This is a genomic window from Pseudochelatococcus sp. B33, assembly GCF_053570585.1.
Genome location: NZ_JBSEFH010000031.1, coordinates 25,159 through 47,737, shown reverse-complemented (window position 1 = coordinate 47,737; position 22,579 = coordinate 25,159). Strand labels below are relative to the sequence as shown.

Sequence of the window (22,579 nt, the reverse complement as noted above, 5' to 3'; positions counted from 1 at the left end):
GCAGCGTGTGGAGCTCGTGCTCCGTGATGTCGGCGGCTGAAGCGTCGCACCCATTCGACGTCATCATCACACGATGTTCTCAACGGCATTGAGGATCTTGATGGCTGCCTCGACCTCGGCATAGAGCTCCGCATTGCTCTCGCCGGCGTCGATTTCGACGATTAGCGAAAAGCGGGCGACAAGATCCTGCGGATCGGGAACGGTCTTGGTCTTCCACCAGCCTGCAACAGGATGCACAGCGATCAGATTGCGGCGCGCCAGATCGGATGCCGGGCAGACCAGTTCATCGATGTGCAGCGATCCGACATCCCGGCGATTGCGGCCAAAGGTCCAGTTGTCGTCTTCCTCGACAATTGGACCCTCAGGCTGTTCGGCCGCCTTGCTGACGCGGGCCAGAAACGCGGTCTGGCTCTCGTTGGGCCGGTTCAGCTTGAAGCGCAGATTGTGGGAGGCATATCGAAATTTGGAACCGCGCGCCGGCTCGGACGGGTTCGGGTCGATGAAGGTGCTGAGCGCAACGCGCAGCTTCACCGGGTTCTGAACGAGCTTCCGCAATTCCTCGACCGGCCACGGCAACTGGAACAGCTTCATCTCGTTGTGAACGTGCTGCGTCGACGGCTTATCTGCCTTCCGGTAGGGCTTGATCGTATCCTGCACGATGAGGGTCAGGGCATTTGAAGCACTTCGGCGCGCACGGTCGAGGTCGGGAACGCCATAGCCATAGCGCTTGAACAGCGACGCATAATCCCCCTTGGCAGGATTAGCCGGCAGGTGGCTCCTCATCTGGGGGGTCCAGCGGGCGGAGGAAACGAACAGGGCGCGAATGGTTTCCGGCCAAAGATCGGGATAGTCCGACCAGATCTCGGTCACGGCGCGTGCTGCCAGCGCTGTGGCGCCGCTCGTTTCGCCTGTGGTCGTGAAGGCGCGCTGCGGGTATTGGTGATCGGTGGTGAGAAGCGAAAGCGCCAGATGCTTCATTGGTGGAGGAGCACCGTCCACCAGCCAGTTGCCGCCTTCGAAGACGACGTCGGGCTTGAGCGGCCAGTACGACGACCAACTGGCCGTCCGGGAGGACGGGGCGAGGTCGCCGACGGGTGCGAGAGGCAGACCGACCTCTCCGGCTGGCAATACGTTCTTCTCCGTATAGGCGCCGATGCAGATCCCGTTCCAGGCGTGAGCTGGCGATTCCACCTCGTTGTCGGGAAGATCGCAGACCTCCAGGTAGTCGTTATTGCCGAACAGGTTCTGGTTGGTGTTGCCGGCCGACACTAGGATCAGGCGCTTGATCTTCCTGTCGCCGGACACACCGGAGGCCAACTGGTCGACCTCGCTCGACCATGACGTGGGCGCCCCATCGTGCGGAGTATCGTCCTCTGTGGTGGTTGCCAAGGTGAAGGTGCGCCGGCGATCGCCGGTGATCTCGACGGCATTGATGCCTTTGCGGGTGACTGCGCCGAGAAGATGATGGGGATTGTGTCCGGCGTCCGGAATGATCTTGGCCGACTCCAGCCGATGCCGAACCTGAATGGGATTCATCGTCTGCACTACCGTGGTGAGGTCGCCGAAGAGAGCGAGGCCGGCGAGCTGCGTACCATGGCCAACCGCATCGTCCAGCCCCCATGCCGGTTCTGCCGCATGGCGGTCGGCGACAGCAAGCGCCGGCGCGATCAGCGGATGCGCTCTGCTGACGCCGCGGTCGAGCAGGGTGATGTAATTGGGATCGCCGCCGCCATCGAACGTCGCCCTGCCGACGACGTCATCCACCCACTCAACCTGTTCCTCAATTTCGAGCGCATCGAAGTAGTCCGCCGTGACGGTGGGAGCTGCCAGCGCACGAACGCCTGCCAGCCGGCGCACCGCCAAGGCCAAGGCGTCGCTGGTCGCTGTGCCGATGACGACGATGTCTTCAGGAAATTCTAGGCGATCGGCGCTGATGGCAACGCCGCAGCCGGGAGCGCCGGCAACGAAACCGGCCGCTGCTTCCTTGTCGAGCCAGATTTCCCAGGGACACGGGTCATTGCCGTCGGGAAACTTCTGATTGGGGCTACGCCACAGCGCTCGCAAGCCCGCTTCGACGATCACCCCGATGCTCTGGACAAGATCGGCGTTGTAGGGCCGACCTTCCGTTCCATCATTCTTGATGCGGTTCTTCTCGCCAAAGTCAGTGACTTTCTGGCGAAGCTTGTCGATGCCGTCTCCGGAAGCAAACACCGTCGCGCGCGCCGTCTGCTGCTCACCTGCTGCCGGTTGCACCTTCAGGAGCGTCAGGCCACTGGCGTTGAGGCCGGAGGTCACCATCACCTCTCCCGGTCGCCCCTCGACGTCAAGGTAGAGGCCGGGCCGCTCTTCGGCGGCTAGGTTCGAGAGATGATCGAGCGCTTGGAGGAGAGCATGAGCATGAGCAGCGCGGTTGGCGACATCACTTGGTCTTTTTGACGACCCGCCGCCCTTGGCTTTGAAGGCCTGGGCTTTTCCTAGGCCTTGCAGAATGAAGTGCTCGCGATCCCTCGGCATCCCCGCCCATTCCCCCTATTCCATGCAATGAGCGGCGGCGATCCAGGGATGCAACGAGGGATGTTGTCTCGATGCTCTCCTGATTAGCCAATACTGCTCGTCTTGCGGCGTCCTCTGCCGCGGCGACAACATCGGCGGTCGACAATCCCTCTGCACGGTGCGCGACACTCGCCCAATCGACATTGTTGGCGTCGAAACCGATCAACCGGCGGCGCAGCGCCTTCTCAATCGCCGCGCCCTTGGGCATCTCGTAGGGCAGCACAAGGTCGAAGCGACGCAGCACTGCCCGGTCCAGAATTTCCGGAAGATTGGTGGTGGCGACGATGATCGACGGACCCGTGTCCTCATCGAGGAATTGCAGGAACGAGTTCAGGATGCGGCGTGCCTCACCAATATCGTTTTCGGAGCCCCGCGCTGCGGCAAGCGCGTCGATCTCGTCGAACAGGTACACGCCTCGCGTCGTGCGAACCGCATCAAAGATCATACGCAGCTTCTGAGCGGTCTCGCCCATAAATTTTGTGATCAGTCCATGCAGCAGCACGGTAAAAAGGGGAAACCGTAACTCACCAGCCAGGGCCGCTGCACTCAAGGTCTTCCCGGTCCCGGGCGGGCCAGCGAACAGGAGCCGTCGACGCGGCCGCAACCCCTTTTCCTCCAGCCGCTCCCGCATGCGGGTTTCGGTGACGATGTGGATGAGTTCGTCCTCGAGGTGGAACGGCAAAATGACGTCATTGAGCCGCGTGGAGGGGTAGCTCGCATCAAGGAAACCGGCGAGATCACCGCGTGGTGCCGCCAGCGGCGTCGGTTTTGCCGCGACAGGCGTGGCCGGCGCCCGACTAACCTCCGCCCACTGCCGCAACTGCTCAGCAAGCCTTGTATGCCCTTTCTGGTCCTCGGCGGCAGCAAGCTGCATGGCGAGATCGAAGAAGCGTTCTTCGTCACCTTCGGCGTGACTCTTGACGAGTCCGATCAGTTGTTGTGCCGATGCCATGCTACCGCGCCTTCCAAAGCCTCCAAAGATGATTTATGCCAAATCACCACGAAACAATTTTATATCTCCGAAACGTTAATGGAAGGGGTTAGCATCCGTTCCACTGACGTTTAACCAACTTTATTGAACGCCGGTCGCTACCCCGGCGGGCGATACCCGGCGAATTGGCTAAGATAAGGCCGCCGTCGGAATCTAGGTTGCGGTATCATTCCCGCCGAAATACGACCGCGCTCCTGCATGGCCCTCATGGCCGTCATTTGCAATATCGACTGGCGGAGAAGCTCATCACGCCGCCTGTTTTTCTTCCTGTTCCGGAAGCACCGCCTTGTCTTCTTCGTCCAACAAGGAGGCGATTTTCTCGCAGGTGCGGGTGACGGCGAGCTTCAGCGCCTCGTCGATATGGACATAGCCCTGGGTCACGCTTTGAGCGGCATGACCAAGGAGAGCCCTGATCGTCAGCTCGGAGAAACCGAGATCGCCGGCGACGCTGCCGAAGGTGTGCCGCAGCGTATGCGGGGTGACGCCTTTGAGGCCGACGCTGGCGCAGAGCCTGAAGAGGCATGCCTTCGCTGCCGTGTAATGCCCGTCGGTGATGTCGGACGGGAAAACATAGGGGCAGTCCTTCCGAACCGGCTGGCTGGCGGCAAGCTTTGCGGCGGAAGGGCCGATCGCGCGGATCTGGGCATCCCCCTTGGTGTCGGGAAAGGCCACATAGCCCGCATCGGCATCGAGCCAATGGCGTTCCATGCCCTGCCCCTCGGAGATGCGGAAGCCGGTGAGGGCCAGGAGCCGGACGATGTCAAGCGCCATCGGGCTTTCGCCGTCGCGTTTCGCCTGCCGGATCGCCGCGCCGAGCATTTTGATCTCGGCCACACTCAGGCGCCGCTGCTTCTTCTTGCCCGCCAGTTTGCGCGCTCCGCGGCTAGGATGGCTTTCGAGCTTGTCGAGGCGGGCGGCATGGCCAAGGATGCTCTGGAGGGTTCCGACAGCACGGGATGCAACGCCGGGACCGCCCGTGGTGACGCCGCCTCGGCCCTTGCCTCGCGGTTTCGCCGTCTTGCCGGCCACGATATCGGACTGCATCCCCTCGATATCGGCCACCTTCAACGTATGCGCGAGACGTTTGCCGAGGAGCGGCTTGATGTGCGTCTCGATGCGGCTCTTGTCCATGCCGAGCGTCGACTTCTTGATCGGCCGATTGCGGCGACCGAGGATCCGACCGGCCTCGGCCTCCGTGAGATACCAGTCGCAAAGATCGGCAACCGTGACCTGCTGCTGGGGATCGTCGTCGGTATCCGCAGGATCTTCACCGGCCGCAATGGCGCCGAGCTTAATCTTGGCCTTTTCACGGGCCTGCTCGACGGTCATCACCCCGAAGCGGCCAAGATTGATGCGCCGTTCCTTATCGGCGGCGTTCCGATAATTCAGCACGAATGTTCGAAGGCCGGAGGGAAGCATGCGGACTCCGAAACCCCGGAGTTCGCTGTCCCACAACAATACCTGCTTGCCCTTCTCGGGCGGGCTCATGGCTTCGAGCGCTCGTTTGGTGAGTTTGGGCATACGCTTCCCTCCAACTGCGGTTGACGATTTTGCTGACAATAGCATAGACAGGTCGCCATTGTCAGCAAATTGTCAGCGGGTAAAGAGAAATGGACGGGTATTTGGAGGATATGGACGACGGCAGATGAATAAAATTTATCAATTATCGTAGTATGATAGGAAAATTTTGGATGTTGTTGCGTAGATACTTCTCAACCTTGCCAAGGTTGGGGTCGAGGGTTCGAATCCCTTCGCCCGCTCCAGACTTTATCAACAAAAACAAAGGCATATCTTCCGCCTTTAGGCGACGGAGTTGGAGACAAAGGTCTCCGGCCAAGCCGTTGTCTCCAGATTGTCTCCAGAAAAACGCCGATATTTGGATAGAGCCGGATAGCCGCGGCGGTGGCACCGATTCTGCGGTCGATCAACCCAATCTTTTCTGACCGTAGAATTGCGACCTCACCCGGCCTGTGCAGTCGGCTTGTTCCTGACGCAGGCCTGTCGGCTCCCTCGACACCGACCGTGACGCTGGGCGAAGCGACGGGGCTTTGGGAGCCTCCTATTTGGCGCAACTGATTATACGATGCCGACCATCTCGCAAACAGGATCGCCGAAGCCGGCGCCGAAGTCATCATTCCGCCAAAGCGTAACCGCAAGGTCCTGCGACCCTACGACGTCTATCTCTACAAGGAGCGCAACCGCATCAAGCGCTTCTTCGGCAAGCTCAAACAGTTCAGACGTGTCGCAACAGCTAGGGCTCGGTGGTCGTCGGACCGGCGACCCTTTGGACCAGTCGGGCGTCGAGCGTTTCGAACCTGTTAGCGACTCCAAGCTCGTAGACGCCCGGACCGACGTCGGAAGCAACCCTTCCATCTGAGCTCTGCGGGAGGCGGCCGTAGATCGAGGCAAAGGCCGCGAAACCATCGTGGCCGCTTCCTGCGTGCGTGGCCAGATTGGTTACGTCGATCACGCGGAGGTTTGCATTCCGCGCCTCGACGAGAACCCGTGGGTCGTCGATGTCGGCTGCGCCGGCGCGCAGTTGCCCTCCGGCGATAAACCTGGATAGCGACAGCGCCTGGTCCTCCTTGGAGACCAAAACGGTGACGGGGGAGCGCAGGTGGCCGACGACCCGGAGTTGTTGAAGAAATACTTCAGCGTCGATATCCGGCGCAGCGAGCGTGAGGTCGACGAGCTTGCCGAGGGTTCGATCATCTTTGGCGATCCGGATTTGCCGGACAGACTCCATGGTCAGCCAAGCCCCCATGCTGTGGGCGTGAAGCTTCACCCCCCTGACACGGCGATCGGCAGCGACCCGCTCGACCAACCGGGCAAGCGCATCGCGCGAGAAGGTCACCGCATCCTTGTCTGCGAGATACCCGGTAATCGCTGCCTTCGAAGGCCATGAGAACAGCACTGCCGACTGCGCGACATGGACGTCGACGGTGAGTTGCGCCGTGCGGAACAGCGATTCCGGAAAGTTGTTGTTGAAGCCGTGGACGAAGATGGCGACGTCGCGGCCGAGCCCTTCCCCGCGGGCGGCAGTGGCCCCGACTTCCGCAAGGAACCGCCTTTCGTCAAGGCGCTCGGACGAGACGACCGCGAAGTGCCGGGCCGGGTCCGGCACATCCGTCGGCCATTCGACCTCGGTCGGTCGGTGGGTCGGCGGAATGGAGACGACATAGCGAACGTAGGTAGTTGTAGCCGTAATCCCGTCGGTCAGGAAGGTCGGCGTGCTCGGCTCTGCTGCCCGCGTACTCGCCACGAAGATGGTGACGCGCTTCGTGCCCTCGACGGCAGTCACCGGAGTGAGGACGGATGAGCCGGGCCGCGAGGCGCAGGCGCCCAGTGCAAGCGCCAGCGCCGCGATCAGCGCGACCGCCATGGATCGCCCGGACTGCTGTCGCTGCCGGATCGTCATCGCTCTCCGCTCCTCATCCCCCTGACCAGCGCCTTTGGGCACGGTGAACCCTCGATCGTCAGGCCTCGCGCTTCCAGTTTGTGCTGCCGGTATCTCCGAATGTGCGGGTTCCGACGGTATGAGCCAGTTTTCTTCCGGTGCCCTGCTCGTGGACCGAATTCCGGTCACGCAGCCGCCAGTTGATAGGGCTGATGATCAATCAGGACGAGAACCGAATCCTCAGGACGAGGGAGTGACTTCAGGCCATTGCGGAACGTCATTTTCGATCCTTCTGCTGACGTCATCGGTAGTGAGTGCGTGCGAAGCGCAGCAACCCCGTGCGCATCGCCTTCTTCTACCGTTCGATCAGGCGTCACTGTAGTCTCGCCGCGCGCGAAACTGTGTCCTGCAACGAGGAACGCAAGCGGGAGAATCGAAGATCTGCAAGGGTTCGTTGAGATCGCGAATGCCGGGGCTTGATACCTAATGATAAAAACTATTCTCACTTGGCTGGATAAGGCTCAATGTCCGCCGACCAATAGTACCTAGCAATGTTCTGGCTGTTGCGGGTAACGTGTTAGGCGATAGGCGTACGCCCATGCAGAACCGCTATGTAATATTTTGCCAGAGCGGTTTCGTCGTTTTCGCTTCAGTCGGGTCACACGCCCTCAGTGCGAGGAATGTCACTACCCTGCGTCGATCGTTAAAATACCTTGTCGGTAGCCGGCGTGCCCTCGCTACCGGGAGGGGTTCCAAATCGTTCGATAAGCATCTCAGTCAGGGTTCGCACTTTTCGAGAGGGATACTGGCCGGGCGGCCTCACGACGAAGATTCCGGCTGGCGGAATCGGATGGCGCGTCATGATTGGCACAAGCGCACCCGAACTAATATGATCCGCGACCAGCGGTTCCGGCAGATAGGCGACCCCGACTCCGTCAAGAGCGGCCGCTACGAGAGACATTGCGTTATCAGCTATGAAGCGTCCCTGGGGCCGCACCGTGACAATCTCGTCGCCATCCATGAATTGCCACTTCTCGGCGTCCCGCATAACGACCTGGTGCTTCACAATCTCATCCGGTGTCTCGGGAGCACCGTGAGCCTCGATGTAGGCAGGACTCGCAACCAGCTTGCCAAAGATCGGTCCGATACGTCTTGCGACGAGGTTCGAGTCCGACAGATGCCCCAGCCGAATTGCGCAATCAAAACCCTCTCCCACGAGATCTACGAAGCGATCAGTATAGGAAGAAAGGATTTGCAGCTGCGGGTGTTGGCTAGCCATTCGGGAGAGGACTGGAGCAAAATAGGTCGGACCAAATGACAATGGCGCGGCTACGCGCATGCGGCCTCGAAGCTCACCGGCGGGCAGGATCGTTTCGCGCACAAGATCCAATTCGGCGGAGGTCTTGGCCGCGTAATCGCGGAATGTAGCGCCTGCTTCCGTGAGCGCTATACCACGGGTCGTCCTTGCAAATAGCTGTGCGCCGAGTTGCTCCTCGAGCCTGGTGATCCGCCGGCTGACCATCGACTTGGAGATGCCCAGTCGCAACGCTGCAGACGATACTCCGCCCGCTTCGGCAACTTCGACGAATATTCTTAAATCCTCAATTTCCACAAAGCGTTCCTTATTTTGCAACACGGCTTCACATGACCGAGGGCTACCAAGGCAAAGAAGAGAATGACAACGTCGGTGCCGGTGTCTCTCCCATGAGGGCATCCTCGCAACGTCCTCACCACCCGCCAAGATGGATTTATTCCATAATCTTTCGTAGCGGCTTCAACTCATTTCTCCGTCCATCGCACGCCGTGCAAGTAGCGGACAGCGGCGATCACCCATGAAAAATTAACACAGGATGTGGCCATGTGCCGAAGGTCGAAGGGCGAGCAGACGATTGACCGACAGAGATACGCCACCTCCCGTCTTTCAATAACGCTCGGCCTTCGGTCCGTATCCTGGGCGCGGTTACTGCTGCTTTCGCTTGCTGCCCTCGCCTTTGCTCAATGGGGCTACCGGTCAGCCCTGGCGGATGATTCTCGCTTGAAGCAGGAGAGGCCCTCGATAAAAGCCGACCGCTCGCGGGAGGACTGGTCGCTTCTCGCGGATCCGAAACTGCGGACTCAGCCGCTGGACAGTCTGAAATACATTCCGTTATTTTCCTCCAATCCCAACAGCTACATCTCGCTCGGGCTCAATCTACGCGGAATCTTCGAAGTCAGTGATGCGCCGGCTTTCGGAACCGTGCGTGCGAATCCCGGAGACTCCTACTGGTTGCAGCGTGCGCAGTTCCATATCGATGTTCACCTGCATGAAAACTGGCAATTGTTCACGCAGTTCGAGGATGTGCGTGCGTTCAACAAGACGGTGATCGGTCCTAACGACGCAAACCGATTTGACCTTCGGCAAGCCTTCATCGGCTATACGCAAAAGACTGACAGCGGAACGTTCAGGGCAAGGGTCGGCCGTCAAGACTTTGCGTTCGACCTGGAACGGTTCGTTTCGACGCGCGATGGGCCGAATGTCCGCCAGTCATTCGATGCTGTCTGGGTCGGGTGGGAGACGGATGCATGGCGCTTCTATGGTCTTGTCAGCCGGCCTGTCCAGTATCGCGATGACCGCCCTTTCGATGATCGATCGAGCGGCGATGCAATGTTCAGCGGGGCTCGCGTGGAGCGGCAGCTCTCGCCGACGATCGTGGCGTCGGCCTATTACGCACTTTACCAGCGCAAGGACGCCACCTTTCTCACCGCGTCGGGTGAGGAGGACAGGCATATCCTCAATATCCGGACAGCTGGCAAATACGCCGGTTTCGACTGGGATGCGGAAGCGATGGGACAGGTTGGCAAGGTCGGTCCGGCCGACGTTCTGGCCTGGGCCGTGGGTGCGAGGACCGGCTACACCTTCGAGGATCTCACCTGGTCGCCGCGGATCGGTATGCAGTTCGACGTGGCGTCGGGCGACCGTGATGCGAGTGATGGCACGCTCGGCACCTTCAATCCGCTGTTTCCGAACGGCTTCTATTTCTCGCTCGGCGGTCATACCGGATACGCCAACCTCGTCCACATCAAACCATCGGTCACCGTTCAGCCGAGGGAAGACCTGACCCTGATGGCCGGGGTCGGACTGCTCTGGCGACAGACGACACAGGACGCCGTGTACACCCTGCCAAGCATTCCCGTGGCTGGCACGGCGGGTCAGGGGCCGGCATGGACCGGAGCCTATTTGCAGGTCAGGGCGGACTGCCGCTTCAATCCCAATCTCACGGGGTCGCTGGAGGCCGTCCATTACCAGGTCGGCTCGGCGCTTCGCGACGCCGGAGGCCGTGACAGCAACTATGTTCGAGCGGAATTGAAATACTCATGGTAGCGCATGCACAGCTATACGCACCAACACCGGTCTTTCGCCGTGCCAAACATCTAGGGACGATGGATCGGTCGTCTCATATGCAGACGCGGTGTTGCACAATGAGAAAGCTGGATAGACATTCTGGGGCTGATATCGCAGCACCCATTCTCAAGACGCCGACTGAAACAACTCGACCGGCATCCTCTCATTGTCTCGGATGTAAGCGAAGCGATCGCCGGAATGGTTGGGGACGGAGGACGGTGGTATAACTATTTCAACACCCTTAGCCGCCAGCGCGGCTACAGTCTCTTCCAGCTCATCGACATTGAGCACGAAATGGTTGACGCCACCGAGTTTCAGGAACGTTTCGATTTCTTCTCGCTCGTTTGCCATGGGGGCAGCACCTTCGATTTGAAAGATTTCCAGCCGAGCTTCACCGCGAACGAGCATGGCCACCTGCACGCCAGGCAGAGTGAAACTGTATTGGTACTCGAACCCAAGATTATCTCGATGCCAGTCAATGCTACCCTGCAGGTCGTTGACAACGACACCGACATGATGGAGGCGAGGGACGAATTCTTGCACGTGATTTCCTGGCTTAGTTTTCTCGTTCCAGATTCGGTTCGAGAGACCATACCCGCAATGTTTGCAGGACTATATACTCTGCCGGAAACGAAGTTCATAAGTCCTAAGTCAAGTCCCCACCCCTTCTCCGATCACGGCAACATTTGTCACTCATGAGGGAAAGTGGGAACTGCCCCTCACTTTCCGAGAGCGGCTTGCACAGGTACTTCGCGTTCACGGATTCTTCGGTGCACCCGGTTTTCGTCGCAAATCTTGCCGATGGCGACGGCACATCAACGCGAAGGTTCGCCCCTCAGCATACGGAAGATTGAGCGCAGTCAGGCTATCGCACCCCCATCAGCGGTCAGGATGGCACCCGTAATCAGGCTCGCGGCGGGACTTGCAAGAAAGACCACAGCGTTCGCGATTTCGCGTGGCTCGCCGAAACGCCCCAGAGACGTGAGGCTCCGCTGGAAGTCAGCAGCCGCACCGTCCGCCGGATTTGCGTCCGTATCCACCGATCCGGGCTGCACGAGGTTTACCGTAATGCCGTTCGGACCAAGTTCGCGCGACAGCCCGCGGGTGAAAGAGGTAAGCGCAGCCTTGGACATCGCGTAAGCTGTCACGCCCGGAAAGGGAACCCGCTCGCCGAGACCGGATCCGATAGAGACGATGCGCCCGCCAGCGGAAAGATGCGGAATGACAGCCTTCGCGAACAGCACTGGCGCTCGCACGTTGACGTCCATCAACGTTTGATAGTCGGTCACATCGAGGTCGGCGATCGTTCCGGAGTGACCGATCGCCGCGCTGTTGACGAGAATATCGAGACCGCCAAGCGCCGTGACGGCATCGCTGACTGCACGCGTGATCGCCTCCGGATCAGCACTATCAGCCTGGATAGCGACTGCGCGATGCCCAGTACTCTCGATGGATTTGGCCATAGCGTCGGCTTTGTCGGCCGCGCGCTGGTACGTAAACGCCACGTCGGAGCCGTTCTCGGCCAGCGCCAATGCGATCGCGGCACCGATGCCCCGCGACCCTCCGGTTACCAATGCACGTTTCCCGTTCAGATCAATCATGTGTTCTTCCTTTTCTACCGTGGTCGTCGAGCTATCTCGGTAACCTAATGTTTCCGATTAACCCCTCTTAGTATCGAGGAGTGCTAAACTGTGTCGCAAAGTGCGGAACGCTGGCCGAAGCCGCGACGTCAAGCCCCCAGACTGCGGAGCAGACCTTCCAGATTTCGCTCGCCCTCCCTGGTCTGAGCGCCCGCGTTGAGCCCGCCCCGGATGAGCTTCTCGGCTGCAGGACGTGCGAACAGTCCCGCCCAGGCGTCGTGCTCGCGGCGAAACCCTTCCCGCAGGTTTACGGGAGGCATCGCCTTCTTGGCGGCGGCAATGACGCCTTCGGGTAAAGCGGCGATGTTGCGCGCCAACCGGTCGACGAAGCCATCGAGCTCCGAAGCCGGCAACGCCCGGTTGATCCAGCCATAGCGTTCCGCCGTCGACGCATCGATAAGATCGGCGCCGAGGATCACTTCGAGGGTCCGGCCGCGCGTCATCCGGCTGGACAGATATTGCGTGGCGCCACCGCCGGGCGTGATGCCCATTAGCGCCTCGCATTGGGCAAGCCCTGCCCGCCCCTCTGCGGCAAACACCATGTCGGCCGCCGCGACAAACTCCGCTCCGCCGCCGCGCGCCAGCCCCGCGAGCTTGACGATCGTCACCTGCGGCTGTTCCCGCAGCAGTTCGCCGAACGCCTGGAACGGGTTGAGACCTTCCGGAGCCTCGCTGACAAAATCGTCGAAGGCATGCGGCTCATCGATCAATGTCATGTCGACATGAGCAATGAAGAACTCCGGATCTGCACTCTGGAAAACGAGGACGCGCGTGTCTGGATCATTGCGAACGGAAAGGAGAAAGCGGCGAATCTCGCTCATCAAGGGCACGTCGAGAACATTCACCGGCGGATTGTCGATGGTGATCGTCGCAATACCGTCTGCCCGGGAAATCCGGAGCCGGCTGAAATCTGTGTCGGTCATATGTAAAGTCTCTGTTCTTCGGGGAACTCTGGCGCTGGTGTTTTGCACCATTGACCATAAAGTATTCATCGGATACCTAGCGTCAATTACGCACCTGAAGCATCCCAGGGATGCCGGAGGATACCGATGGATGAGTTGATCAGTGAAAATGACCCTGTCTACCGCGCCGACTGCCCGAGCCGCGTGATCCTCGACCAGATCGCCGACAAGTGGTCGATGATGGTGCTAGCGGTGCTGAGCGAGCCCCGTCGCTTCAATGCGATCAAGCGTCGCCTTGATGGCGTCACCCAACGCGTACTGACCCAGACGCTGCGCAAGTTGGAGCGCAACGGCATGGTGACGCGCAGGATTCTGGACGGACGCGTGCTCGGCGTCGAGTATGCGCTGACGCCGCTTGGGCATTCGCTGCAAGGGCCATTCTCGATCCTGTTCGACTGGACCATCGAGAACATCGATGCGATTCGAAACTGCCAGCGCAGCTATGACGCGCGCGAAGATCAGGCAGCGGTCTGAACCATGCGCGGCAAATGCAGGCAAACGCACGGTTTGCCATGATTAACGCTTTGGGCCCTAGTTGTCACGATGTGTTGAAAAGTCTTCAAAACACTCGACTAGCATCTCAGTGAGCACCCGTATCTTGCGTGCGGGATGCTGCCCCGGCGGCCGGACCACATAGATGCCCAATTTGGGCGGCGGATAGCGCGTCATGACCGGGACCAACGCGCCGGAAGCCAGATGCTCCCTGATCAATTCTTCCGGGAGACCGGCAAGGCCAATCCCGGCAAGTGCTGCAGCCACAAGAGCCACAGCGTTGTCGGCTTTGAAGCGCCCCTGCGGTTTCAGCGTGATGATCTCATCCCCATCCATCGCCAGCCAGGTTTCAGTTCCCTGCATGACGACCTCATGCGTGAGGAATTCCTCTGGCGTCTCGGGCGAGCCGTGCTTTTCGATGTAGTCCGGCGTTGCAACGTACTTGGCGGAGGTCCAGCCGACACGTCTTGCAAGCATGTTGGAATCGGCAAGATGGCCGACCCTTATCGCGCAGTCGAACCCTTCTGCGATCAGGTCAACGAACCGATCCGTATAGCTGGCTTGAACCTGCAACTTCGGATGGCGCTGCGCCAGGGATGCGAGCACCGGGGCGAAGTGCGTCGGACCGAATGTAAGCGGAGCTGCTATTCTCAGCCGGCCGCGAAGGTCGCCGGCGGGCAATATCGTCTCCTTGGCAATGTCGATCTCGGCGCAGACTTTTGCGGCGTGTTCCCGGAAGGTGATCCCAGCCTCCGTGAGGGCGGCGCCGCGCGTCGTGCGGGCGAGCAACTGCACGCCCAAATCCATTTCAAGCCGAATGAGGCGCCGGCTGACCATCGACTTGGAGATGCCTAGCCGCCGCGCGGCGGGCGAGACCCCGCCAGCATCGGCAACTTCCACGAAGGTCCGCAGGTCTTCGATGTCCAAATCAACGTTCCTGTATTCACGACAGATTAGTGCTCGAATCGTTCCGATTGTATCACAAATAGAAATAACGGGGTGGACATTGGCGTTCCTCATTTCGCGACACAGCTTCACGGGAACGGGCGCTACCGCATCACAAATGAAAATGACACTGTCGATCAAGGCGCCCTCGGAGGCAGGGCGCGCCTGCCGACTTCCCCACGCCTCAACAGCAAAGGATGCTTCCATGACCTTTCGTAACGGCCTTGATTCGCTTCTTCGCCCCGAAGACTCGGTCCTCGTTCTGATCGACCACCAGCCCTACCAGCTGGCGAACCTGAACAGCCACGACCCGCAAGCTGTGGTCAACAGCACAACCGCGCTGGCGAAGCTGGCAAAAGCCTACAATGTGCCGACCATTCTCACCAGCGTGATCGCGGCGCGCGGTGGACTTCTCTTCAAGCAGATCACCGATGTATTTCCGGACCAGGAAGTCATCGACCGGACCTGGGTCAACACCTGGCAGGACGAGAAAGTGGTGGACCTGGTCAAGGCGACCGGCCGCAAGCAGCTGATCATCGCCGGCCTGTGGACCGAGGTCTGCGTCGCAATGCCTGTCATCCAGGCCGCCGGCGAAGGCTGGGACGTGACCGTGATCACCGACGCTTCGGGCGGGATTTCGAAGGAGTCTCACGAAGTCGCCATCCAGCGAATGATCGCGGCCGGTGCGAACGTGATGACCGTGATGGCGCTCGCTGGCGAATGGCAGCGCGATTGGGCGCGCACCGGGCATGTCGAGGAGCTGACCGAGATTCTCATCCAGCACTTCAGCGGCAGCGGCATCGCGTATCTTTGGGAGCAGCAGCTTCTCAACACGCCGGTGCCGGGCAAAGTCGTCTGATCCGAACCCGGTAACGGGAAGGGGAAGGGCGCGCAACCGGCCGCGCCCTCCCCGCCGCCGCGTTCATCAACACCCGTCGACGGCGAGACGGAGTTTGCATCGGCGCCGGAGGCCGCCGTGAAACGGCACGGACGGCGGCAAACGCGACGACCTATCGTGCTGAACGATATCGGGTGCCGGAGAGGTCGAGCAGCGGCCTCCTCCTCGCGGTCGCCCCATCGACCAAAGAGTTTCGAAGGAGCCCTCATGGAAATTGGTGTCGACAGTTTTGCCGCGATCCTTCCTGATCCGACGACGGGAAAGCTCCCTTCGGCGACCGACCGCATGGCCGATCTTCTTGAGGAAGTGGAGGTCGCCGACCGGGTCGGTCTCGACGTGTTCGGCATCGGCGAGCATCACCGCGCCGAATTTCTTGATTCAGCGCCCGCTGTCATTCTGGCGGCAGCAGCGGCGCATACCAGCCAGATTCGATTGACGAGTGCGGTGACGGTATTGAGTGCCGCCGATCCTGTACGCGTCTTCCAGGAATTTGCGACCCTTGACCTGATTTCCAGAGGACGCGCCGAGCTCGTCGTCGGCCGAGGCTCGTTCGGCGAGGCCTTTCCGCTGTTCGGTCTGGACACACGGACATATGACGACCTCTTCGCCGAGAAGCTCGACCTGTTTCTGAAACTGGGCGAAACAAGCAATCCTGTCTGGGAAGGCCAATTCCGTCCGGCGCTGAACGGTCAGGGCGTCTTTCCGCGGCCCCACCAGCCGCGGCTGCCGTTATGGATCGGCGTCGGCGGTACGCCACAATCCTTCGCGCGCGCCGGGGCGCTTGGCCTTCCGCTGATGGTAGCGATCATTGGAGGAACCTTTGAGCGGTTTCGCCCGCTTGTCGATCTCTATCGTGAGACCGGCATACGCGCGGGGCACAGTCCCGAGAAGCTCAAGGTAGGTGTTCATGCGATGGGCTTCGTCGGCGAGACCGACGCGGCGGCCAGGGACGCATTCTTCCCGGGCTGGGCGCATCTGACGGCGAAGGTCGGTCGCGAACGTGGCTGGGCGCCCCCCACACGCCAGCAGTTCGAAGACATGGCCAGCCCTCGAGGCGCCTTTCTGATCGGCGCTCCGGCGGCGGTCGCGGAAAAGATGCTTCAGGCCAGCCAGGCGCTCGGCGGTCTTTCTCGCATCACCTTTCAGATGAGCACCGCCTCTCTGGAAACGGCGGCGATGAAGCGCTCGATCGAGCTTCTCGGTACCGAAGTTGCGCCAATCATTCGTGCGGCTGCGGTGCAGGCGTGAGGAGCGTTGCATTTCCGAAGGGAGATACATGATGGCGATGCGCTCTACCCGACGTTGGCGTTCCGTGGCGATCACTGGCGCTGGCTCCGGCCTTGGCCGTGAGATCGCGCTCGGGTTCGCCGCCAAGGGCTGTATCGTCTTCGGTACGGCAATGTCCGCTGCTCAGGTACAGGATCTCAGGGAAGCTTCAGGCGGCCGCGTCAGCCTCGCGGTCTGCGACATCACTTGCGAGGACGCCGTCAGGGCCTGGGCCGGCGGCGTATCGGACGCGCTCGATGGAGCCGGGCTCGACACCTTGATCAACAACGCGGGCATCCTGACGCCAGGTCCGATCGAAATCCTTCCGCTCGACACCATACGGCACGCGTTCGAGGTGAATATGTTTGGCGCCCTGTCGGTGATCAACGCATTCCTGCCGGCTCTGCGCATAGCCCGTGGACGGATCGTTCAGATCAGCTCCTGGATGGCGAGCGTGCCGCTCCCCTTCAACGGGGCATCGGGCGCGTCGAAGGCCGCGATGGAGGTGCTGTCGGCAATTTATCGCGCAGAACTGAAGCCCTTTGGCATCGACGTGGTTGTGATCTCCACCGGTACCATCAAGACCGACGGCGCGGCGGAGACGGTGGCTCTGGCGCGAGGGGCAGACGGAATGACCTCGAAGCAACGCGAGCTCTACGGCAAGGCGTTCGCCACTGTCGCAGATCGGCTCAACGGCCTTCAGGCGGCCGGCATCGAGCCGAGTGCGGTGGCGGCCCGCGTAGTCGAAATTGCCGAGCAGCACCCCGCACCAGGCCGTGCGGCTGTGGGTTCCGAAGCTGAGGAGATGCTTCGGATGGCGCGGGAAAAATCCGATGCGGAACTGGATGCGCTACGCCTGCAACTCGTCGGTCTGGACTGATCCAATGAAGCAACAAGAACATCCGCATGCCGATGATCGACCAGAGAAGGCTTCAACGACGATCGCTCACCATCGGGAAGAGGTGGCAACCCGGTCTTCCCATCCGAAAGCCCCAGGAAAGGAAAGAACACCATGACGACGATCACGACGCAGGACGGAACCCGGATATTCTACAAGGATTGGGGGCCGCGCGAAGCCCGGCCCATCATGTTCCATCATGGCTGGCCGCTGAGCGCGGACGACTGGGACAACCAAATGCTGTTCTTCCTCGGCAAGGGCTACCGCGTCATCGCACATGACCGGCGCGGTCATGGTCGCTCGGACCAGACCGATACAGGGAACGACATGGACACCTACGCGGCCGATGTCGCGGAGCTGGTCCGGGAGCTCGATCTGAAGGACGCGGCTCATGTCGGGCACTCGACCGGCGGCGGCGAGGTAATCCGATATGTTGCTCGTAGCGAGCCTGGTCGTGTGTCGAAGGCCGTTCTGATCGGTGCGGTGCCGCCGATCATGTTGGCGACGCCGCGTTATCCCGGTGGCCTGCCGATGCAGGTGTTCGATGGATTTCGCGAGGCACTTCTGCGCAACCGCGCGCAATTCTTCCTCGATGTCCCGACCGGCCCCTTCTACGGCTTCAACCGCGAAGGCGCCGAAGTTAGCGAAGGACTGATCCGCAACTGGTGGCGGCAGGGCATGATGGGCGGCACAAAGGCCCATTACGACTGCATCTCAGCCTTCTCGGAGACGGACTTTACAGAGGACCTCCAGGCCGTTTCCTTGCCGGTTCTCCTGCTGCACGGCGAGGATGATCAGGTGGTGCCGATCGACGCATCGGCCCGCAAGGCGATCGACCTCCTGTCAAACGGCACGCTGAAGACCTATCCGGGCCTGTCGCACGGGCTGTTCGCCACGCATCCCGAGCTGATCAATGCCGATCTGCTCACGTTCATCGAAGGCCGTGACATGGCATGAGCGAGGTGGCGGAGACCCCGCCGGGCATCGCTTCCAACTGGCGATCAAGGACGACTGCTTATAGCAGCCACCGCTGCGCCCTCGCCATTTGATCATGAACACCGCAAAGCAGGAAAGGCAAGTGAATGGCTGAAGTGAGCCTGGGGCAAACGATTGGACCTGCGGTCGTCCTGATGGGAGCGGCCGTCGTCGCTGTGCCGCTGTTCCGCCGGCTGGGCCTCGGATCGGTCCTCGGCTACTTCGCCGCCGGCGTGCTTGTAGGGCCATCGGTGCTGGGCCTGTTCACAGATGCCCAGTCCATCCTCCATTTCTCCGAACTCGGCGTGGTGATGTTCCTGTTCGTGATCGGACTGGAACTGCGGCCGAACAAGTTATGGGCGATGCGAAGCCAGATCTTCGGGCTGGGTCTCGTTCAGGTCTTCGCCGCGACGGCCGCCCTCGCGCTTGCGGGCGCCGCGCTCTTCGGCCTCTCGGCGACCGTCGCCTTCATCGCCGGAGCGGGCTTCGTTCTATCCTCGACCGCCGTCATCATATCGGTGCTGCAGGATCGGGGAGAGATCTCGAGCGCAGAGGGACAGAAATCGGTCGCTATCCTGTTGTTTGAGGATCTGATGATCGTACCGCTGCTGGCGGTGGTCGCCTTTCTCTCACCTCTCTCGCATGGACAGGCGGGATGGACTGACGTCTTCGTGGCCGTTGCGGCGCTGCTCGTGCTTCTGGGCGTATCGCGCTGGGGCCTGAATCCGTTCTTCGCATTGCTGGCGCGCGCGCACACCCGCGAAGTGCTGACGGCAGGCGCGCTGCTCGTCGTCCTCGGCGCAGCGCTGCTGATGGATGCGGCCGGATTGTCGATGGCGATGGGCGCGTTCCTCGCCGGAGTGATGCTCTCGAGCTCAAGCTACCGGCACCAGATCGAAAGCGATATCGAGCCCTTTCGCGGCTTGCTCATGGGACTGTTCTTCCTTGCCGTCGGCATGTCGCTGGACCTTTCGATCGTCGCAGCCGAATGGCGGCTCCTGCTGGCCATGCTGGGCGCGTTCACGGTCGCGAAGGGCGCCGTGGTCTATGCGGTCGCGCGTCTGTTCGGCGGCTCGAACCATCAGGCCCTGCATCGCACGTCGATGTTCCTCCAGGGCGGCGAATTCGCCTTCGTCCTTTATGCGGCGGCGATGGCGGGCGGCGTGATCGATGCACGGGAGAACGCGCTGTTCGCCACCGTGGTGATCCTGTCGATGGTACTGACCCCGCTGCTCACGATAGCGACCGACCTCCTGCTTCGCACGGAAGCGTCGATGGATGGCGTCGATCCCGCCCACGATCTCAAGGGGCGGGTCCTTATCATCGGGTTTGGACGCTTCGGTCAGATCGCATCACAGATACCCTTGTCGCAGGGCGTCGAGCTTTCTGTCATCGACAAGGACCCTGACCGCATCCGCGATGCCGGGCGATATGGGTTCAAGGTTTTCTTCGGCGACGGGACCCGGCTCGACACGCTGCGCCACTCCGGTGCCGGGGAAGCCGATGCGATCATGATCTGTGTAGACGACCCGAAGGCCGCGATGAAGATCGTGGAACTGGCGCAACACGAGTTTACGCAGGCGAAGCTTCTTGTCCGCAGCTACGATCGTGGACACGCGATAGATCTGATCCGCGCCGGCGTCGATTACCAGATTCGTGAAACGGTCGAATCCGCTTACCTGATGGGAGCCGAAAGTCTGCGGGCGTTGGGCTACGGGGAAGCCGATATTGAAGATGCCACCACCGACATTCGTCGGCGCGATGCCGAGCGCCTGTCCGAACAGGTTCACGGAGACATCATGTCGGGCAGCAACCGGCTGCTCCTTCAACCCGTCCGAAAGCCGCCCTGATGATCAGGCTTTCTGCAAATGCACACTCCGACGTGACCGTCTCTGCGGTGAATCGTCTCCGATCCGTCACAAATTCCATCGGAGTCGAACAACAGGATGAGGACAAATCATGCCCACACTCTACTACGCCGTAGGCGCCTGCTCACTGGCGCCGCACGTCGTTCTCGAATGGATCGGCGCACCCTACGAGGCGGTCAAGGTGCAGTACGGCTCCAAGGAGCTTCTTGCGGTCAATGCGGCCGGCGCCGTCCCGACCCTTCGTGAGGAGGACGGCTGGCTTCTGACGCAGGCCGGCGCGATCCTCGACTACCTGGCACACAAGCACCCCGAGGCTGGGCTTGCCGGCGGAGATAGCCTGCGCGCCAGAGCCGAAGCGCATCGCTGGTCCGCCTTCTTCACTTCGGACGTCCATGCGGCCTTCTGGCCGATCTTCATGCCTTTCCGCTATACGAGCGACGAAAGCGAAGCGGCCCGGCAGGCGGTGGTCGAAGCCGGACACAAGCTGGTCGCGAAGCAGTTCGGCATTCTCGACCGCCACCTCGACGGGCGTGAGTACATCCTGGATGGGGGGCGCTCGGTGATCGACGCTTATTCCTTCCCGATGATCCGCTGGGCGCTGAAGCTTCTGCCGGGCGGCTTGGAAGGATATCCGAACGTTCAGGCGCTTCATGACAGGCTGGCCGGCGATCCGGCGGTGCAGAAGGTGCTCGCGCGTGAGGCGGAAGGCTCACCGCGAAAGGCTAAGCGGGAATGACGACCGGCATTCATCACTTCACCGGCATTACCGGCAACGTGCAGGCCAACGTCGATTTCTATGTCGGCTTTCTCGGCCTCAGGCTTGTGAAGCGGACCGGAGGCTTTGCGGACGCCGAGCAGTTGCATCTGGTCTACGGAGACGGCCTCGGCAGCCCAGGCTCGTTGCTGACCTTTCTGGTCTGGGAGGCCGCCGGCCGTGGCCGCACCGGCATTGGGCAGGTCTCGGAGGTCGCGCTTGCCGTGCCGCCAGCTTCCCTGGGCGATTGGTTGACCAGGGCGCTCGCCGCCAACGTTCCGTTCGAGGGGCCGTCTCGCGAGTTCGGTGAGCCCGTCCTCCGGTTGAAGGACCCGGACGGTTTGATCGTGAAGCTGGTCGGTCTCGACATGTCGACACCGGCTCCACTTCCAGAGGCCCCCACCCGGTTGCGGGGCGTCACCGTTCTGACCGACAAGGGCGAGGAGACCGCCGGGTTCATGACACGTTTCGGCTACAGCAACGGGCAGCGAGATGGCCTGACGCAACGCATGATCTCGGATACCGATATCGTCGACGTCAGGGAGGTGTCGGGCTTCGTGCCCTCCGTAGCGGGAGCCGGCGTGCCCGACCATGTGGCCTTCCACGCGCCCGATGCCGACGGGGTCCGGTCCATGCGGCTTTCGCTCAAGGACCACGGGCCGACCGAGGTCCATGACCGGAAGTATTTCCTGTCGCTCTATGTTCGCGATCCTGCCGGCATACTCATGGAATACGCGACCGACGGACCGGGCATGACCGTTGACGAAGCGCCCGACGAACTCGGCAAAACCCTGTTCTTGCCTCCGCGCGCTGCCGACCGCGCCGAAGATCTGAAGGCGATGCTGCCGCAATTTGCCCTGCCCGGCGAAGAGAGGTTTCCCGCCCGCGAGCTCCCCTTCATCCATCGTTTCAACCGGCCGGAGAATCCCGACGGTACAACCTTGGTACTGCTGCATGGCACTGGCGGGAACGAAGCTGACCTGATGCCGATAGCCCGCCGCATAGCGCCTCGTGCCACCCTGCTGGGTGTACGTGGCCGAGCCTTCGAAGAAGGAACCAATCGTTGGTTCCGCAGGATCGACGACACGACATTCGACCAACTCGATATACGCAGCGAGGCTGAGGCGTTTTCGGCTTTCGTCGACGGTGCCACGGCCGGTTACGGGCTCGACACGAATCGCCTCGCCTTCCTCGGCTACTCCAATGGGGCGAATTTTCTGGCTGCGATTATACAACTTTATCCCGGTGTCGTGCGCCGAGCGATTCTGCTTCGAAGCATCCAGGTATTGAAGGAGCCGCCGGCTGTGGATCTCTCCGGGACGAGCGTGCTGATGCTCAATGGACAAAACGATCCATCTGCACACAAAGCGTCAGCACTGGCGAACGCCTTGAAAGTACATGGTGCGCTCGTGGAGTTGAGTGAGCTTCCAGTCGGCCACGGACTGGCAGACGAAGACGTCAGCGAGACGGATGAATGGATTGGGAGAAACCTCCAATGAAAGACAGTCAAAAACCAATTGTTTCACAAGGAGTTCGCGTAGACGAACGCACAATCCCC

The 22,579-nt window shown here is 61.1% G+C and carries 18 protein-coding genes and 2 pseudogenes; 10 read left to right on the top strand and 10 right to left on the bottom strand.

Going from position 1 to position 22,579, the window contains the following annotated elements:
• Nucleotides 1-66 precede the first annotated feature (66 nt).
• The 3 genes from ACUSIJ_RS25755 to ACUSIJ_RS25745 all read right to left on the bottom strand — a co-directional run bounded on the left by ACUSIJ_RS25755 (nt 67) and on the right by ACUSIJ_RS25745 (nt 5,065).
• Nucleotides 67-2,514, bottom strand: a complete 2,448-nt coding sequence (locus ACUSIJ_RS25755) for a S8 family serine peptidase (RefSeq protein WP_449311280.1) — start codon at nt 2,512-2,514, stop codon at nt 67-69.
• Nucleotides 2,420-3,505: an AAA family ATPase gene (locus ACUSIJ_RS25750; protein WP_449311279.1), complete on the bottom strand. Its 1,086-nt coding sequence runs from the start codon at nt 3,503-3,505 to the stop codon at nt 2,420-2,422. The genes ACUSIJ_RS25755 and ACUSIJ_RS25750 overlap by 95 nt, the downstream gene beginning before the upstream one ends.
• 285 nt (nt 3,506-3,790) lie before the next feature.
• The gene (locus ACUSIJ_RS25745) at nt 3,791-5,065 is read right to left on the bottom strand and encodes a tyrosine-type recombinase/integrase (RefSeq protein WP_449311278.1); all 1,275 of its coding nucleotides are present in this window, start codon (nt 5,063-5,065) and stop codon (nt 3,791-3,793) included.
• Nucleotides 5,066-5,623: 558 nt separating this feature from the next.
• Between ACUSIJ_RS25745 and ACUSIJ_RS25740 the strand changes: the two are divergent.
• Nucleotides 5,624-5,794, top strand: a pseudogene (locus ACUSIJ_RS25740) (IS5/IS1182 family transposase); the annotation flags it as partial.
• Between the two features lies 1 nt (nt 5,795).
• Here ACUSIJ_RS25740 and ACUSIJ_RS25735 read toward each other — a convergent pair.
• The 3 genes and pseudogenes from ACUSIJ_RS25735 to ACUSIJ_RS25725 form a co-directional block, all read right to left on the bottom strand.
• Nucleotides 5,796-6,962, bottom strand: coding sequence for an alpha/beta hydrolase (locus ACUSIJ_RS25735; RefSeq protein WP_449311277.1), 1,167 nt, complete (start codon nt 6,960-6,962; stop codon nt 5,796-5,798).
• A 173-nt stretch (nt 6,963-7,135) separates the two neighbouring features.
• Nucleotides 7,136-7,222 (bottom strand): annotated as a pseudogene (locus ACUSIJ_RS25730) (hydrolase); the annotation flags it as partial.
• Between the two features lie 422 nt (nt 7,223-7,644).
• Nucleotides 7,645-8,553: a LysR family transcriptional regulator gene (locus ACUSIJ_RS25725; RefSeq protein ID WP_449311294.1), complete on the bottom strand. Its 909-nt coding sequence runs from the start codon at nt 8,551-8,553 to the stop codon at nt 7,645-7,647.
• Between the two features lie 246 nt (nt 8,554-8,799).
• Between ACUSIJ_RS25725 and ACUSIJ_RS25720 the strand changes: the two genes are divergently transcribed.
• The gene (locus ACUSIJ_RS25720; RefSeq protein WP_449311276.1) at nt 8,800-10,302 is read left to right on the top strand and encodes an alginate export family protein; all 1,503 of its coding nucleotides are present in this window, start codon (nt 8,800-8,802) and stop codon (nt 10,300-10,302) included.
• 147 nt (nt 10,303-10,449) lie between these two features.
• Here ACUSIJ_RS25720 and ACUSIJ_RS25715 read toward each other — a convergent pair whose 3' ends face one another.
• The 3 genes from ACUSIJ_RS25715 to ACUSIJ_RS25705 form a co-directional block, all read right to left on the bottom strand.
• Nucleotides 10,450-10,866, bottom strand: coding sequence for a VOC family protein (locus ACUSIJ_RS25715; RefSeq protein WP_449311275.1), 417 nt, complete (start codon nt 10,864-10,866; stop codon nt 10,450-10,452).
• Nucleotides 10,867-11,183: 317 nt separating this feature from the next.
• Entirely contained in the window at nt 11,184-11,924 is a 741-nt protein-coding gene (locus ACUSIJ_RS25710; RefSeq protein WP_449311274.1) for an SDR family NAD(P)-dependent oxidoreductase, read from the bottom strand.
• 128 nt (nt 11,925-12,052) lie between these two features.
• The gene (locus ACUSIJ_RS25705) at nt 12,053-12,937 is read right to left on the bottom strand and encodes an enoyl-CoA hydratase/isomerase family protein (protein ID WP_449311273.1); all 885 of its coding nucleotides are present in this window, start codon (nt 12,935-12,937) and stop codon (nt 12,053-12,055) included.
• Between the two features lie 75 nt (nt 12,938-13,012).
• Between ACUSIJ_RS25705 and ACUSIJ_RS25700 the strand changes: the two genes are divergently transcribed.
• Nucleotides 13,013-13,399: a winged helix-turn-helix transcriptional regulator gene (locus tag ACUSIJ_RS25700; RefSeq protein WP_449311272.1), complete on the top strand. Its 387-nt coding sequence runs from the start codon at nt 13,013-13,015 to the stop codon at nt 13,397-13,399.
• Nucleotides 13,400-13,456: 57 nt separating this feature from the next.
• Here the strand turns inward: ACUSIJ_RS25700 and ACUSIJ_RS25695 are convergent, their stop codons facing one another.
• Nucleotides 13,457-14,344 carry a LysR family transcriptional regulator gene (locus ACUSIJ_RS25695; protein ID WP_449311271.1) on the bottom strand — a complete coding sequence of 296 codons (888 nt, stop codon included), beginning with the start codon at nt 14,342-14,344 and terminating at the stop codon, nt 13,457-13,459.
• 223 nt (nt 14,345-14,567) lie between these two features.
• Between ACUSIJ_RS25695 and ACUSIJ_RS25690 the strand changes: the two genes are divergently transcribed.
• From ACUSIJ_RS25690 to ACUSIJ_RS25660, 7 genes are all read left to right on the top strand, one after another.
• Complete coding sequence (locus tag ACUSIJ_RS25690) at nt 14,568-15,221, top strand: hydrolase (protein WP_449311270.1); 654 nt, start codon at nt 14,568-14,570, stop codon at nt 15,219-15,221.
• 246 nt (nt 15,222-15,467) lie between these two features.
• Nucleotides 15,468-16,508 (top strand): Atu2307/SP_0267 family LLM class monooxygenase, encoded by a 1,041-nt coding sequence (locus ACUSIJ_RS25685; RefSeq protein ID WP_449311269.1) that lies wholly within the window; start codon nt 15,468-15,470, stop codon nt 16,506-16,508.
• Nucleotides 16,509-16,536: 28 nt separating this feature from the next.
• Entirely contained in the window at nt 16,537-17,406 is an 870-nt protein-coding gene (locus ACUSIJ_RS25680) for an SDR family NAD(P)-dependent oxidoreductase (RefSeq protein WP_449311268.1), read from the top strand.
• Nucleotides 17,407-17,538: 132 nt separating this feature from the next.
• Nucleotides 17,539-18,381, top strand: coding sequence for an alpha/beta fold hydrolase (locus tag ACUSIJ_RS25675; RefSeq protein ID WP_449311267.1), 843 nt, complete (start codon nt 17,539-17,541; stop codon nt 18,379-18,381).
• Nucleotides 18,382-18,506: 125 nt separating this feature from the next.
• Entirely contained in the window at nt 18,507-20,249 is a 1,743-nt protein-coding gene (locus ACUSIJ_RS25670; protein WP_449311266.1) for a monovalent cation:proton antiporter-2 (CPA2) family protein, read from the top strand.
• A gap of 109 nt (nt 20,250-20,358) precedes the next feature.
• Nucleotides 20,359-21,003 (top strand): glutathione S-transferase family protein, encoded by a 645-nt coding sequence (locus tag ACUSIJ_RS25665; RefSeq protein ID WP_449311265.1) that lies wholly within the window; start codon nt 20,359-20,361, stop codon nt 21,001-21,003.
• Nucleotides 21,000-22,520 (top strand): VOC family protein, encoded by a 1,521-nt coding sequence (locus ACUSIJ_RS25660; RefSeq protein WP_449311264.1) that lies wholly within the window; start codon nt 21,000-21,002, stop codon nt 22,518-22,520. Before ACUSIJ_RS25665 ends, ACUSIJ_RS25660 begins: the two co-directional genes overlap by 4 nt.
• Nucleotides 22,521-22,579 lie beyond the last annotated feature (59 nt).